Origin of the sequence: Streptomyces sp. NPDC058663 (genome assembly GCF_042716745.1) — a bacterium.
Lineage (GTDB): Bacteria > Actinomycetota > Actinomycetes > Streptomycetales > Streptomycetaceae > Streptomyces.
In genome coordinates this window covers 1-14,432 of record NZ_JBHXRV010000007.1, presented here as the reverse complement: position 1 = coordinate 14,432, position 14,432 = coordinate 1, and the positions used below count along the sequence as shown (strand labels likewise).

At 72.6% G+C, this 14,432-nt stretch carries 15 protein-coding genes; 10 read left to right on the top strand and 5 right to left on the bottom strand.

The features are described from left to right. Nucleotides 1-243: 243 nt before the first annotated feature. A complete protein-coding gene (locus tag ACFWVV_RS06835) occupies nt 244-711 on the top strand; it encodes a hypothetical protein (protein WP_384349048.1) in 468 nt (155 codons plus the stop codon). A gap of 149 nt (nt 712-860) precedes the next feature. Further along, nucleotides 861-1,328 (top strand): hypothetical protein, encoded by a 468-nt coding sequence (locus tag ACFWVV_RS06830; RefSeq protein ID WP_384349050.1) that lies wholly within the window; start codon nt 861-863, stop codon nt 1,326-1,328. Nucleotides 1,329-1,380: 52 nt separating this feature from the next. Here the strand turns inward: ACFWVV_RS06830 and ACFWVV_RS06825 are convergent, their stop codons facing one another. Together ACFWVV_RS06825 and ACFWVV_RS06820 are read right to left on the bottom strand one after the other, a co-directional pair. Beyond that, a complete protein-coding gene (locus ACFWVV_RS06825) occupies nt 1,381-1,881 on the bottom strand; it encodes a DUF4232 domain-containing protein (RefSeq protein WP_384349053.1) in 501 nt (166 codons plus the stop codon). A gap of 3 nt (nt 1,882-1,884) precedes the next feature. Further along, on the bottom strand, nt 1,885-3,414 hold the full coding sequence (locus ACFWVV_RS06820; RefSeq protein WP_384349056.1) for an ATP-dependent DNA ligase: 1,530 nt from the start codon (nt 3,412-3,414) through the stop codon (nt 1,885-1,887). A gap of 78 nt (nt 3,415-3,492) precedes the next feature. Here ACFWVV_RS06820 and ACFWVV_RS06815 point away from each other — a divergent pair, with 78 nt between their 5' ends. Continuing rightward, the gene (locus ACFWVV_RS06815) at nt 3,493-3,921 is read left to right on the top strand and encodes an SRPBCC family protein (RefSeq protein WP_384349059.1); all 429 of its coding nucleotides are present in this window, start codon (nt 3,493-3,495) and stop codon (nt 3,919-3,921) included. 131 nt (nt 3,922-4,052) lie between these two features. On the opposite strand, the gene ACFWVV_RS06810 is transcribed toward ACFWVV_RS06815, so the two are convergent. Then, nucleotides 4,053-5,669 (bottom strand): acyl-CoA synthetase, encoded by a 1,617-nt coding sequence (locus ACFWVV_RS06810; protein WP_384349062.1) that lies wholly within the window; start codon nt 5,667-5,669, stop codon nt 4,053-4,055. 222 nt (nt 5,670-5,891) lie between these two features. Here ACFWVV_RS06810 and ACFWVV_RS06805 point away from each other — a divergent pair, with 222 nt between their 5' ends. The 7 genes from ACFWVV_RS06805 to ACFWVV_RS06775 all read left to right on the top strand — a co-directional run bounded on the left by ACFWVV_RS06805 (nt 5,892) and on the right by ACFWVV_RS06775 (nt 11,781). Further along, nucleotides 5,892-6,701 (top strand): crotonase/enoyl-CoA hydratase family protein, encoded by an 810-nt coding sequence (locus tag ACFWVV_RS06805; RefSeq protein WP_384349064.1) that lies wholly within the window; start codon nt 5,892-5,894, stop codon nt 6,699-6,701. 102 nt (nt 6,702-6,803) lie between these two features. Continuing rightward, on the top strand, nt 6,804-7,760 hold the full coding sequence (locus ACFWVV_RS06800; RefSeq protein WP_384349067.1) for a Zn-ribbon domain-containing OB-fold protein: 957 nt from the start codon (nt 6,804-6,806) through the stop codon (nt 7,758-7,760). 100 nt (nt 7,761-7,860) lie between these two features. Beyond that, a complete protein-coding gene (locus ACFWVV_RS06795; protein ID WP_384349069.1) occupies nt 7,861-8,910 on the top strand; it encodes a thiolase domain-containing protein in 1,050 nt (349 codons plus the stop codon). Between the two features lie 25 nt (nt 8,911-8,935). Continuing rightward, the gene (locus ACFWVV_RS06790; protein WP_384349101.1) at nt 8,936-10,087 is read left to right on the top strand and encodes a thiolase domain-containing protein; all 1,152 of its coding nucleotides are present in this window, start codon (nt 8,936-8,938) and stop codon (nt 10,085-10,087) included. A gap of 79 nt (nt 10,088-10,166) precedes the next feature. Continuing rightward, nucleotides 10,167-10,403, top strand: a complete 237-nt coding sequence (locus ACFWVV_RS06785; RefSeq protein WP_384349072.1) for a DUF397 domain-containing protein — start codon at nt 10,167-10,169, stop codon at nt 10,401-10,403. A 52-nt stretch (nt 10,404-10,455) separates the two neighbouring features. After that, nucleotides 10,456-10,968, top strand: coding sequence for a DUF664 domain-containing protein (locus ACFWVV_RS06780; protein ID WP_384349075.1), 513 nt, complete (start codon nt 10,456-10,458; stop codon nt 10,966-10,968). 315 nt (nt 10,969-11,283) lie between these two features. Further along, nucleotides 11,284-11,781, top strand: coding sequence for a hypothetical protein (locus ACFWVV_RS06775; RefSeq protein WP_384359146.1), 498 nt, complete (start codon nt 11,284-11,286; stop codon nt 11,779-11,781). Here the strand turns inward: ACFWVV_RS06775 and ACFWVV_RS06770 are convergent. Continuing rightward, nucleotides 11,723-13,660 carry an N-acetylmuramoyl-L-alanine amidase gene (locus ACFWVV_RS06770; protein WP_384359144.1) on the bottom strand — a complete coding sequence of 646 codons (1,938 nt, stop codon included), beginning with the start codon at nt 13,658-13,660 and terminating at the stop codon, nt 11,723-11,725. The genes ACFWVV_RS06775 and ACFWVV_RS06770 overlap by 59 nt on opposite strands. A 193-nt stretch (nt 13,661-13,853) precedes the next feature. Beyond that, entirely contained in the window at nt 13,854-14,117 is a 264-nt protein-coding gene (locus tag ACFWVV_RS06765) for a GlsB/YeaQ/YmgE family stress response membrane protein (protein ID WP_384359142.1), read from the bottom strand. Nucleotides 14,118-14,432: the final 315 nt, after the last annotated feature.

The following is a 14,432-nucleotide window of genomic DNA, read 5'->3' as shown; positions in this document are numbered from 1 at the left end:
ACTCTCCCGTTCCTCGCCCCGGGCCGGGCGCACGAGGCGCACAGCCAAAGCGGACAACCGATCATTCGGTAGATCTTCGCCAGAGGCCAGTAATTCAGGGCGCGAGGGTCTCTGACAAGGGGGCGTACGAGGTGTGCGAGCGCTCTTTCGGGTGGCTCTACGCCCCTGTCGGGGCGAACTACCGCGAATCATGGGGTATCGGTTGATCAACGCACAACCGGATCAGAGGCAAGGACGTCATAGATGCAGCGTCGAACCCGTAGGACCGCACTGGCCGTGCTGCTGACGGTGACCGGATCGGTGGTGCTGCCCGCGTGCGACGCCGGCGACGGGGCGGCCCCGGCCGTCACCACCACCGTGACCGCCCCGGGCCCGACCGTCACGGTGACCACGACCCCCACCGTCGCCCCCGCCCCCACCCCGACCACGGCGCCGCCCGCCGCGCGGACCACCGCACCGCAGGAGCAGAACGGCGGCAGGCCCACCGTCGAGCTGACCGGGGACCCCGCCGCGGCGGTGAAGGAACTGGCCCGGCTGAAGAAGACCGGCTGGTGGAACCCGGACAAGATCGAGTACTCGGACGACCCGGTGACCACGCTCCAGCAGTTCGACAGATGGCTGAGCAAGGGCTACATCGCCCCCGGCGGCGGCTGGACCCCGGCCGGCGTCGCGGCGGTCGAAGCCGCCAACGAGAGCGGTGAGGAGATGTAGCACGGGGGTTCGGCGATCACATACCGGGGTGCCGGGGTTCGGGGCTCCGAGTACCCGAGCCCCCGGACCTCGTGCGGGCGGAACGCATGCGCGCGGCCGGGGCTCCGGGACGGGAACGAGGAGTGCGTGCAAGGCGTTCACCTGTTTGGATGGCCCTCGTGCCGATCTTCACCGCCCCGGACGGACAAGCCGCACCCCCGTCCGGCGGTGAGGACACCCAGCTGCCCCCACGGAGGCCCGCGTTGACCGCGAACGACCGATCCGCCCGTCTGCTCGTCGGCCTGCTCGCCGGGGCGGGGGCCGCCCACGTGGTGGCACCCAAGCTGTTCGACGCCATGGTCCCGGAGTTCCTGCCGGGCGAGCAGCGCACCTGGACCCACGCCAGCGGCGTCGCCGAACTGCTGCTGGCCGCGGCCGTGGCCGTCCCGCGGACCAGGAAGGCGGGCGGCCTCGCCGCGGCCGGATTCTTCGCGGGAATCCTGCCCGCGCACTTCAAGATGGCGTACGACTGGCGCGACAAGCCGACGGCGCTGCGGGCGGGCGCCTACGCGCGCATCCCGCTCCAGGTGCCGCTGGTGCTCTGGGCGGCGAAGGTGGCGCGCGACGCCGGCCGCTGACCCCGCGGCGCCCCCGGCCGGTCCGGCCGCGCCCGTGCGCGGACCGGCCGGATCAGGGTGCCTTCGGCTGCCAGAGCGAGGTCACCGGGTCGTACACCCGTACGCCCTTCGGCAGTCCCAGGGCGGCGGCCGTGACCTTCACCCCGTGGTGCGCGGGATGCGCGGCGACCCGGATGTCCCGGACGGTCCGCACATCACCCGGGGTGGGCGGCGCAAGCACCGCTCGGACCGTGGCGTACGCGGTGGCGCCCGCCGCCACCCGGTACGGGCCGCTGCCCACCGGGGGCTCCGTGTGCGCGGCACCGTCCAGGTTGCCGAAGGTGACGGTAGGGATGCGTTCCACCGCGCAGGCGCGGGAGCCATGGTGGGTGAAGCGCAGGTGCAGGACGTCCGGGGTGGGCGCCGCGGTCACCCGGACGGACAGGTCCCGCTCCGCGCAGCGCGGCAGTGCACGGGCGTCCACGACGGGCACGGCCGACGCGGCGGCCGGGGCGGTGAGGAGGAGGGCGGCGGCCGCGGCAGCCGCGGCGGAGAGGCGCTGGTGCGTATGCATGGGTCAATCGTCCGCCCGAAGCGGCCCCGACGCGAGTACGTCGGCCACCGTGCTGGCGTCCGACGCACGTTTGTCCTCCCGGTAACGCACCACCCGTGCGAACCGGAGCGTCACCCCCTCCGGATAGCGGGTGGAGCGCTGGATCCCGTCGAAGGCGATCTCCACCATCAGCTCAGGACGCACGTGCACCACATAGCCGTCCTCGGACACCTTCAGCGCCCCCAGCCGCTCCGTCTGCCACTCCAGCATCGCGTCGGTGAGCCCCTTGAACGTCTTTCCCAGCATCGCGAACGAGCCGTCGGGCCGCAGCGCCCCCAGATGCAGGTTCGACAGCTTGCCGGTGCGCCGCCCGTGCCCCCACTCCGCGGCGAGCACCACCAGGTCCAGGGTGTGCACCGGCTTCACCTTCAGCCAGGAGGCACCGCGCCGCCCCGTCTGGTACGGGGCGTCCAGCGCCTTCAGCACCACTCCCTCGTGCCCCCGCTCCAGGGTCCGCGCCAGAAAGTCCCGCGCCGCGCCCGCCCCCTCCCCGGCGCGGCGCACGCACTGGGGCGCGGGCACCAGCCGCTCGAGCCGCAGCCGCCGCTCCCGGTAGGGCAGGTCGAGCAGGGAATCCCCACCGGCGGCCAGCACGTCGAAGAACACCGGCGACAGCGGCAGTGCCTGCCTGGCAGCCGCCACGTCCAGCCGGGAGCCCACCCGGCCCGCCACGTCCTGGAACGGCAGCGGCCGGCCGTCCTCGGCGAAGGCGATCACCTCACCGTCCAGCACGAACCCGTCCCCGGGCAGCTCCCGGACCAGCTCGACGAGCTCGGGAATCCGGTCGGTGACGTCCTCCATGGTCCTGGTGAACACCCGCACCTCGGTCCCGGCCCGGTGCACCTGCACCCGGATGCCGTCCAGCTTCTCCTCCACCGCGCACGGGCCCAGCTTCTCCAGCGCCTCATCGAGGGTCTTGCCCGGACTCGCCAGCATCGGAGGCACCGCCCGCCCCACCTGAAGCGTGAACCCCGACAGCGCGCCGGGCCCCTCGGCCAGCAGCGCCCGGCCCACGGCGGTCAGCGAACCCCCGAGCATCACCGCCCGCCGGACGTCCGCGGAAGCGGCGCCCGCCGCCGCGGCGAGCCCTTCCGCGGCCAGCGCGTCCAGCGCCCCCTGCCGGACCTCCCCGGTGAGCAGGCCCGTCAGGAAGCGCTGCTCCTCCTCGGTAGCCGCGGCCATGAGCTCCCGCACCAGCCGGGCCCGCTCGGCCTGGGAGCCGCGCCCGGTGACCTCGGCGAACCGGGTGAGCGCGGCATCGACCCCGGCCACCGTGAGCGTGGCCTCCGCGGCGGGCGGCACGGGATCGCGCAGCAGGTTCCAGCCGATGCCGATCCGGCCCTGCGGGAGCCGCCCGGAGAGGTAGGGCACGACGACCGGCACGTCCTCGGGCGCGGCGGCCCGGAACAGCTCCGCGAGCAGGGCCGTCTTCTTCGAGCGCGCGGACGTCGAGGCGACGTCCCGCGAGACACGGGCGAGGGTCTCCAGGAGCATGCGGTCCATCCTGCAACGCATGCCCCGGCACGGCACTTTCTACGGGAGAACCCGCAGGTGTCTTCGTACAGTCGCCCTGTGGCCCTCTTCCGCATCACCGCCCGCACACCGCTCGCGCCCGCCGACGCCTGGCTCAGGCTCACCGCCTGGGAGCGGCACGCCGCCCAGGTGCCCTTCACCCGCATCACCGTCACCACTCCGCCTCCGACCCGGCAGGGCACCCGTTTCGTCGCCCGTACCAAGCTGGGCCGGCTCGGCTTCGATGACCCGATGGAGGTGGCCGCCTGGGAGCCCCCGTACCACTGCCGGCTGGAGAAGCACGGCCGGGTGGTGAGGGGCTGGGCCGAGATCGACGTGCGCGAGGACCCGGAAGGCGGAACCGGATCGCGTGTGGTGTGGACCGAGGACCTGCGGCTGTGGGGCCTGCCCCGGTGGTGCGACCCGGTGCTGGCGGGGGCCGGGCGGGTGGTGTTCGGGCGGGCGATGCGCGCACTGCTCCGGGGCTGAGAACCCGGAGCGGCCGCCCCGCAGCCACCCGGACCGCACCGTCCCGCCCCGCAGCCGCCCGGACCGCACCGTCCGCCGCCCGGCCCGTGGAAGCCAGTCCTCCCGGCCGCCCCGCCCCGCCGGGGGGAAAGCTACTCCTCCCGGGCAGCGGCCTCCTTGGCCCAGCGGTAGTCCGCCTTGCCGCTCGGCGAGCGCCGGATCCGGTCGGTGAGCACCAGCTTCCGGGGGATCTTGTAACCGGCGAGCCGGGTCCGGCAGTGCTCCTGAATGGTGGTCAGGTCCGGTGCGCGTGCTCCCTCGCGCAGTTGCACCACGGCTGCCACCCGATTGCCCCACCTGTCGTCGGGCACCCCGGTGACCAGGGCGTCGTACACCTCGGGGTGCGACTTCAGTGCCTGCTCGACCTCCTCCGGGTAGACCTTCTCGCCTCCGGTGTTGATGCACTGGGACCCGCGTCCCAGGACGGTGACGATGCCTTGCGCGTCGACGGTCGCCATGTCGCCGAGCAGGACCCAGCGCTCGCCGTCGCGCTGGAAGAAGGTCTCCGCGGTCTTTCCCGGGTCGTTGTAGTAGCCGAGCGGCACGTGCCCCCGCTGGGCGAGCCGGCCCACCTCGCCGACCGGGACCTGCGCGTACGTGGCTGGATCGACCACCCGCGTCCGCTCGTTGACCTCCAGCCGGAAACCCTTCTCCGGGCCCGAGTCGTCCGTCGCCCTGCCGTTGGAACCCGACTCGGAGGAACCGAAGTTGTTCAGGATGAGCACGTTCGGCACCAGCTCCTGGAACTGGGCGCGGACCGTGTCCGACATGATCGCGCCGGACGAGGAGACGCTGAACAGCGACGACAGGTCGGTGCCGCGGAGCGGCCCGTGCAGTGCGTCGACGAGCGGGCGCAGCATGGCGTCACCGACCAGGGAGACGCTGGAGACCTTCTCCCGCTCGATCGTACGGAGCACCTCCTCGGGCGCGTACTTGCGGTGGATCACCACCCGCTGGCCGTAGTGGAAGGCGATGAACGAGGTGAGCGTGGACGTGCCGTGCATCAGCGGGGGAGTGGGAAAGAAGGTCAGCCCCGCACCCCCGGCGGCGACCCGCTCGGCCAGCTCCTCGGGCCGCTTCACCGGCTCGCCCGCCGGGTCGCCGCCGAACAACCCTGCGAAGAACAAGTCCTCCTGACGCCACATCACACCCTTGGGCATGCCGGTCGTGCCGCCCGTGTAGATGATGAACTGGTCGTCCCCGGAGCGCGATGCGAAGCCCCGCTCGGCGGAGGCCCCGGCCTCCGCGTCGCTGAAGGCGGTGCAGTCCGGGTGCACCGCTCCGGCCGGCGCCGTGCCGACCCGCAGCAGGTGGCGCAGTTTCGGTGCGTGCGGCAGGGCCGCCGCCACCCGCTCGGTGAACTCGGCGTCGAAGACCAGCGCGGCCAGGTCGGCGTCGCGGTAGAGGTAGACCAACTCCTCCTCCACGTAGCGGTAGTTGACATTGACCGGTACGAGACGTGCCTTGAGGCAGCCGAGCACCGTCTGGAGGTACTCGATGCCGTTGTACAGGTGCAGTCCCAGATGCTCGCCCGGCCGAAGCCCCGAGTCCAGCAGGTGGTGGGCGACCCGGTTCGCGGCGGCGTCGAGCTCGGCATAGGTGAGGCGCCGCTCCGCGCCCGTTCCGGGGTGGTCGATGTACACGAGTGCCTCGCGGTCGGGGACCACGTCGACGACCGACTCGAACAGGTCGGCAAGGTTGTACTCCACCGTTCCTCCTGAACCCCGGTTGGATGTACGTGAGTTGAGGTGCTGTCCGGCGAGTGGTGGTGCTGTCGTGGGTGTGCCGGTCATCACAGCAAAGGGCGCGTCAAGTGGGAAGGGTGTGCGCCGAAGAAATCTGATGGCCTGTCAGAAAAGCCTTGAAGTGGTGACGGCTCTCCTGCAACCTGTTCCAGGTCCGACGGCAGGTCCCACGACGGGAGGACGGTCATGTCCGCTGATACGGAACATCTCCGCGTGCGGCGCGAGGGCGCCACGCTGGTGCTCACCCTGAACAGGCCCGAGGCGAAGAACGCGCTCTCCCTGCCGATGCTCGTCGGGCTGTACGACGGCTGGGTGGCCGCCGACGCGGACGACTCGGTCCGCTCCGTCGTCCTGACCGGGGCGGGCGGCAGCTTCTGCGCCGGCATGGACCTGAAGGCACTGGCGGGCCGCCGCGGCATGGGCGACGACGACGCGCACCGCGCGCGGCTCAAGGCCGATCCCGACCTGCACTGGAAGGCGATGCTGCGGCACTACCGGCCCCGCAAACCGGTGATCGCGGCGGTGGAGGGGTACTGCGTGGCGGGCGGTACCGAAATCCTCCAGGGAACGGACATCCGCGTCGCGGGGGAGTCGGCGGCCTTCGGACTCTTCGAAGTGCGCCGGGGGCTCTTCCCGATCGGCGGGTCGACGGTGCGCCTGCCGAGGCAGATCGCCAGGACCCACGCCCTGGAGATGCTGCTGACGGGACGGCGCTACGGGGCCCGGGAAGCGGCCCGCATCGGTCTGATCGGGCACGTGGTGCCCGACGGCACCGCCCTGGACAAGGCGCTGTCGATCGCCGAACAGGTCAACGCGTGCGCCCCGCTGGCGGTGGAGGCGGTCAAGGCGTCGGTCTACGAGACGGCGGACATAAGCGAGGCGGAGGGGTTGGCGGCGGAGCTGAAGAGGGGCTGGCCGATCTTCGACACGGACGACGCGAAGGAAGGGGCGCGCGCGTTCGCGGACAAGCGGGACCCGGTCTACCGGCGCGCGTAGAGCCGCTCGCCCGGCGCGCACACGAGCCACTCACGCGGCCGGCGGAACCAGGCACCCCCTCGTCCAGCCCCCCACCCCCTCCACCGAATCGGAGTTCCGCCCATGGCCCCCACCCCCCTCGCCCCCCTCCAGGCCCCGCTCACCGTCGAGTTCCCCTTCACCCGCTCCCTCGGACCGGTCCAGTCCGCCTTCCTGACCGGGCTGCGCCACCGCACCGTTCTCGGCGTACGGGCGGCGGACGGACGGATACTCGTGCCGCCCACCGAGTACGACCCCCGTACCGCGGAGGAGATCCGCGACCTCGTGGAAGTGGCGCCCACCGGGACGGTGACCACCTGGGCGTGGAACCCGGCCCCCCGCCCCTACCAGCCCCTGGCCACCCCCTTCGCCTGGGTGCTCGTCAAGCTGGACGGGGCCGACGCCGCACTCCTGCACGCCCTCGACGCACCGGGGCCCGGCGACGTCGGCACCGGGATGCGGGTCCGGATCCGCTGGGCAGCAGAACGCACCGGTGCGATCACCGACATCGCCTGCTTCGAGCCGCACGAGAGCACTCCGCACCACGAAACCGGACCGCACACCGGCCGCTTCGACGACATGGTCACCCTCCTCACCGCCCCCGCCCGCCTCGACTACACCTACAGCCCCGGCCGCGCCCCCACCGACTACCTCACCGCCCTCGCCGACCACCGCACCGTGGGCGAACGCTGCCCCTCCTGCCGCAAGGTGTACGTCCCGCCGCGCGGCGCCTGCCCCACCTGCGGAGTCGCCACCGACGAACAGGTCGAGGTCGGCCCCCACGGCACCGTCACCACCTTCTGCATCGTCAACATCAAGGCACGCAATCTCGACATCGAGGTGCCGTACGTCTACGGACACATCGCTCTCGACGGCGCCGACCTCGCCCTGCACGGGCGCATCGCCGGCATCCCGTACGACCAGGTCCGGATGGGCCTGCGCGTCGAACCCGTGTGGACCGGGGACGGCCGCTACCCCGACCACTACCGCCCGACCGGCGCACCGGACGCGGACTACGACGCGTACAAGGAGCTGATCTGACATGGGACCGCAGCCCGAACCGGCCCCGGTGACACAGCCGCGGACAGTACAGCAGGCAGAGGCAACAGAGCCGGTGCAGCCGGTGCAGGCGGCACGGCCGGTGCGTGACGTGGCAGTCGTCGCCTTCGCCCAGACCGTTCACCGCCGCCGTTCCGACGACCTCTCCGAGGTCGAGATGCTGATGCCCGTCCTGCACCGGGTCCTCGCCGACACCGGCCTGCGGACCAGCGACATCGACTTCACCTGTTCCGGATCCAGCGACTACCTGGCCGGCCGCGCCTTCTCCTTCACCATGGCCCTGGACGGGGTCGGCGCCTGGCCGCCGATCTCCGAGTCGCACGTGGAGATGGACGGGGCCTGGGCGCTGTACGAGGCCTGGGTGAAGATCCTCACCGGGGAGGCGGACACCGCACTCGTCTACGCGTACGGCAAGTCCTCGGCGGGCCGGGTCCGCGACGTGCTGACCCGCCAGCTCGACCCGTACTACCTCGCCCCGCTCTGGCCGGACTCCGTGTCCCTGGCCGCACTCCAGGCCCAGGCACTGATCGACGCCGGGGCCGTGGACGAGAGCGGCCTCGCCGGGATCGCGGCCCGCAGCCGGCACGACGCGGCGGCCAACCCGCACGCCCAACTGCACGGTGACGTCCCGTCGGGCGAGTACCTCGTGCACCCCCTGCGCACCGGCGACTGTCCGCCGATCGGTGACGGAGCCGCCGCCGTCGTCCTCGCCGCCGGGGACAGGGCCCGCGAACTCTGCGCGCGCCCCGCCTGGATCCGGGGCATGGACCACCGCATCGAGGCACACTCCCTCGGGGTGCGCGACCTCACCGACTCGCCGTCCGCCCGGCAGGCCGCCGAGCGGGCCGGAGCCTTCGAACACCCCGTCGACACGGCCGAGCTGCACGCACCCTTCACCTCGCAGGAGGTGGTCCTGCGCAGGGCCCTGAGGCTCGGCGACGAGGTCGTCGTCAACCCGTCGGGCGGGGCGCTCGCCGCCAACCCGGTGATGGCCGCCGGGCTCATCAGGATCGGCGAGGCCGCCGCCCGGATCCATCGCGGCGAGTCCAGTCGGGCACTGGCACATGCCACGTCGGGTCCGTGCTTGCAGCAGAACCTCGTAGCAGTCCTGGAGGGGGAGGAAAGTGAGTAGCAGCACCGCGCGCACCAAGGAGCCCGTGGCGGTCGTCGGCATCGGCCAGACCAAACACGTCTCCGCACGCCACGACGTCTCGATCGCCGGACTCGTCCGCGAGGCCGCCGGGCGCGCACTCGCCGACGCCCAGTTGACCTGGCAGGACATCGACGCCGTGGTGATCGGCAAGGCCCCCGACTTCTTCGAGGGCGTCATGATGCCCGAGCTCTACCTCGCCGACGCCCTCGGCGCGGTCGGCAAGCCGATGCTGCGCGTCCACACCGCCGGATCGGTCGGCGGGTCCACGGCCCTGGTCGCCGCCAACCTGATCGCGGCCCGCATCCACGGCACGGTCCTCACCCTCGCCTTCGAGAAGCAGTCCGAGTCCAACGCCATGTGGGGCCTCTCGCTGCCCGTCCCCTTCCAGCAGCCCCTGCTCGCCGGGGCCGGCGGCTTCTTCGCCCCGCACATCCGCGCCTACATGCGCCGCACCGGCGCCCCCGACACCATCGGCTCCCTCGTCGCGTACAAGGACCGGCGCAACGCGCTTCTGAACCCGTACGCCCACCTCCAGGACCCCACCCTCACCCTGGCGAAGGTCCAGGCAGCGCCCATGCTCTGGGACCCCGTCCGCTACTCCGAGACCTGCCCCTCCTCCGACGGCGCGTGCGCGATGATCCTCACCGACCGCACGGGCGCCGCCCGCTCCCCGCACCCGCCCGCCTGGGTGCACGGCGGTGCCATGCGCAGCGAACCCACCCTTTTCGCCGGCAAGGACTTCGTCTCCCCGCAGGCGGGCAAGGACTGTGCCGCCGACGTCTACCACCAGGCGGGCATCACCGACCCGCGCCGTCAGATCGACGCGGCCGAGATCTACGTCCCCTTCTCCTGGTACGAGCCCATGTGGCTGGAGAACCTCGGCTTCGCCGCCGAGGGCGAGGGCTGGAAGCTCACCGAGGCCGGTGTCACCGAGCTCGACGGCGACCTCCCCGTCAACCCCTCCGGCGGCGTCCTGTCCACCAACCCCATCGGCGCCTCCGGCATGATCCGCTTCGCCGAGGCGGCCCTCCAGGTACGCGGCCGCGCCGGGGAGCACCAGGTGGACGGGGCGCGCACCGCACTGGGGCACGCCTACGGCGGCGGCTCGCAGTTCTTCGCGATGTGGGTGGTGGGGGCCGAACCGCCGGTCCGATGACTTCCGCCGCGGCCTGTCGGTCCCCGGGTGTGCTCGCTAATGTGGCTCGGGGACGACGAGGCAAGGGGAGGAACGCGACGTGGCGACAAGCACGCAGCAGGGGCCGGGGGGACGGGCCAGGCCGGAACTCGATCTCAGCAAGGCGGACTGGCAGTCCGGCGGGAGGGCCACCGGCGGGGCGCAGGTGGCCTTCGTGGAAGGCTTCATCGCGATGCGCCACGGAGGAAGCCCCGGCGGCCCGTCCCTGATCTTCAACCCGGCCGAATGGCGCGCCTTCGTCCTCAACGCGCGCAGCGGGGCCTTCGACCTAACCTGAGGGTGGGGCCGGCCGGACCCGGCCGGCCGCGCCGAGACGACGGAGGCTGCCGATGCGTACCCACGACCTGCTTGCCGAGGGATTCGGGCGGATCGGGGAAGTGGTCCACGAAGCCGTCGACGGTCTGTCCCCCGAGCAGCTCGCGCAGCAGCCGCGGGTGGGGGCGAACACGGTCGGATGGCTGGTCTGGCACCTCACCCGAGTGCAGGACGACCACATCAGCGAGGTGGCGGACCGCGAACAAGCCTGGACCGCGGACGGCTGGGCCGACCGGTTCGGCCTGCCGCTGGACACGGCCGACACGGGTTACGGGCACACCGCCGAGCAGATGGCGTCGGTACGGGTGCCCTCGGCGGCCGAACTGCTCGGCTACTACGACGCGGTCCAGGCGCGCACCCTCGCCCACCTGGCCACGCTCGGCGAGAAGGACCTCGACCGGGTGGTCGACAAGGCCTGGAACCCGCCGGTCACCCTGGGCGTACGGCTGATCAGCGTACTGTCCGACGACCTCCAGCACGCGGGCCAGGCCGCCTACGCACGAGGCCTGCTGCGGACGGACGCCTGACGGCAAGGCCCCGCACCCTCTACTCGCCAGCCCCCTCGGGCGGCGGGGCCGCTCCAACCCCTGCCCCTCCACCCCCCCCGCCCCCTTGGGCGGCGGGGCCGCCCCCCCCCGGGCGTGTGGGGTCTCCCCTGATCGAGCGAAGCCGAGAGCTTGGGGAAGGGCGGGCAAGGGGGCGGCCCCCGGCGGAGCCGAACACCGCACCCCCGCCCCGCCCCCGCTAGCCCCGCACCCCCGCCCACCCACGGCACACAAGTGCCCGCCCGCGAACCGCCCACCACTTTTCCGCGGCCCACCCGAGCCACGTACCATGTCGGCATGTCCTTCCTCCGCCGCCGCCCCTCCGCCACCCCCGCGGGCCCGGAATTCGACGTCCTCGCCATGGACCCGGGCGACTGGCCGGGCAACCTCGGGGCCGGGCTGCTGCCCGCCCCCGACGGCAGCTGCCAGGGCGTCTTCCTCCGGTACGACCTGTTCGGCGGGCGCGGCCCCGCGATGGTCATCGGCAACCTGCCCGAGGGCTCCCCGGCCCGCGACCTCGGCGAGGGCCAGGTCCCCTTCGAGGTCGCCCAGCTCCTGCTGGCACTGGAGAACGACGAGGAGGTCGAGGTCGTCTCCACCGAGGACATGCCCGTCATGCAGGGCGACAACCTGCTGATCGTGCGCCGCCTCAAGCTCTCCGAGAGCCGGATCTCCTGCGTGCAGTTCGACCGCAGCGACAACGTCCTTGTCACCATCGCCAGTTGGGACCGTCCGATCACGGACGACCTCTACGCGCTGCTGAAGCCGCTGCCGGCGGAGATGTTCCAGGGCTGAGCCCCGGCCCCCGCTCCAGCAGCCGCACGTCGGACGCCTTCACGTACCCGATGCGGTGCCCGTACTGGATCTCGTAGTAGATCTCCTTGCCGCGCACCACCCGCCCCGGCTCGCCGAACTTCGCCGCGTAGAAGTACTCGCCGGGCGTCCGCTCCCCGACGACGTACCGCTGCCCGGCCGGGACCCGGTACGGCAGCGGCTCCACCGGCTGGACGGGCACCCCCGCGGGGTACGCGGACGCCTCCGGATAGGCCCTCCCGTACACCGGGATGCCGGTCACCCCCTCGCGCGGGGTGGCCAGGGTGCCCCTGGTGGGGACCGCGGTCCGGCGGCCGGCCGGGTCGTGGAACCAGGCCTGACGGCCGAGGTACCAGATCGCCGTCCAGTCGCCCTTCCGCTGCGCCACCGCGAAGCTCTGCCCTGTCGAGGCCCGCGCCCCCGTGTCGTTCACCCCGGTCGTCGATTCCTGGCCGCCGGGGCGCAGGCCGATGTCCGCGACGAGCGGCGCCTCCGGGTCCGGAGCGGTGTGCAGGCGGACCGCGCCGGAGCCGTGCGCGGGGCACGGTGCGTTCGCGGGCTTCTTCTTGCAGCGGGTGTACGGCGGCCGGTGTGCCGCGTACTCGGGGCGGATCGTTACCACCGCGCTGTCCGGCCCGGCCGTCGCCGTCAGGGGCTTGCCCAGCAGTTCGAAGTAGTGTGCCCAGTCCCAGTACGGGCCGGGGTCGGTGTGCATGCCGCGCACCGAGCCCGCGAGCGCGCCGGGCACGTTGTCGTGACCGATGATGTGCTGCCGGTCCAGCGGGATGCCGTACTTGGCGGCGAGGTGACGCACCAGGCGGGCCGACGCACGGTACAACGCCTCGGTGAACCAGGTGTCGGGGGCGGTCAGGAAACCCTGGTGCTCCAGGCCGATCGACTTCGCGTTGGTGTACCAGTTGCCGGCGTGCCAGGCGACGTCCTTCACCGGCACGTGCTGGGCGACCGCGCCGTCGGAGGGGCGCAGCGTGTAGTGCCAGGACACCGACCTGGGGTTCTGCACCGTGTGCAGCGCGGACTCCCAGTACCCCTCGGTGTCGTGGATCACGATGTAGTCGATGCCCGGCTCCTCGGGGCGCTCCCCGAGGTCGTGGTTGCCGTAGTCGCCGTCCTCGCTGCCGGGGATCCTCTGGTACGGGGCGGGGACCCACGAGCAGGACAGGGCGGCCGGGCAGTCGGCCGCGCCCCGGGCGGCGGGCGGCCCGCCGCGTGCCGTGGCGGGGGTGGCCGTCCGGGTGGAGGCCGGTGCGGTCACGGCCGGCCGGGCGGGCAGGACGACCGGGTCGCCGCTGTCGGTGGTACGACGCAGGCCCGAGCGGATGACCGCGTACACCTCCTCCGCGTACGCCCTGGCCGCCGCCGGGTCGGCGCTGCCCGAGAACCCGGCGACCGCTTCGTACCAGTCGGCGGGATCACTGCTCGGGCTCCGGCCGAGGCGCTGCTGGGCTGCCGCCAGCAGAGCGGCCCCGCCGCGCACATTGGCCGACGGATCGGTGCGCAACCGTTCCTCGGACAGTCCGGTCAGCGCGGCCGCCTGCGCCACCATGCCCATGCCCGCGGCGAGTTGAGGTGACCTGGTCCTCGCGTCGGTGAGGTGCATCGGCCCGTACCCGCCGATCACGCTCGGCGCACCGCCGTGCGTGTCCCAACGCGACTGGAGGTACGACACCCCCAGCAGCACGCTCGGCGGCACCCGGTAGTCGGCGGCGGCAGCGGCGAACTCTTCCTGGAGGCCGCGGGGAGGCACCTCCCGTGCCGCCGTCGCATGGGGGAGCGGGGCGAGAAGGAGGAGGAGGGCGGTGGACGCCGCGACGCCCCCCGTCCTGGTGGCGGAAAGATGCACAGCGTCCTCCGGGGACGAATCGGGCAACCGGAACCGCTCATCATGCCCATCCGCCCCCGCCATACCGTGCAGGCCGGGCCCAGGCGACAGGTGTGGCGACGAGACCGGAATCCCTCCCGTCGGGCCCTCGCACGCCGACGGGCCCGGCTCCGCACCCCCGGAGGGATACGGAACCGGGCCCGCCGGGCCTCGATCAGGCCCTGCGTCCGCTGACCAGCCGGTAGAGGAGCAGCACGATGACCGAGCCCACGACCGCGGCGATCCAGGTCGACAGCGAGAAGAAGCCGTCGATGGAATCGACCCCGAAGATCACCTTTCCCAGCCAGCCGCCCAGCAGACCGCCGACGATGCCGATCAGCATGGTGATCAGACACCCACCGGGGTCCTTGCCCGGCATCAGAGCCTTCGCGATGGCTCCGGCGAGCAGTCCGATCAGGATCCAAGCAATGATGCCCACAGTGATTCAACCTCCGTGCGAAAGCACCCCGGCGGTGGCCGGAGCTTTCTCCGGCTTTCCCCGTCACACGAGGTGAAACCACGCGGACGGCAGAAGAGGGACCTTTTGCAGCAAGGGATGACAAAGGTCCCCGCGGCATCCGGGCCTTTGGTCCCGGTGGGGGTGCCCCGGGCCTCAGCCCCGGTTCCGCTGCGTCGGCACTCGGCCCCGGTTCAGCAGCGTCGGCACTCGGTCCCGGTCCGGGCGCGTCGGAAACCGCCGGACACCATGGAGACAGCGCGGCGGGCGGGACCCGCCACCCGGGTGCGCCCACCC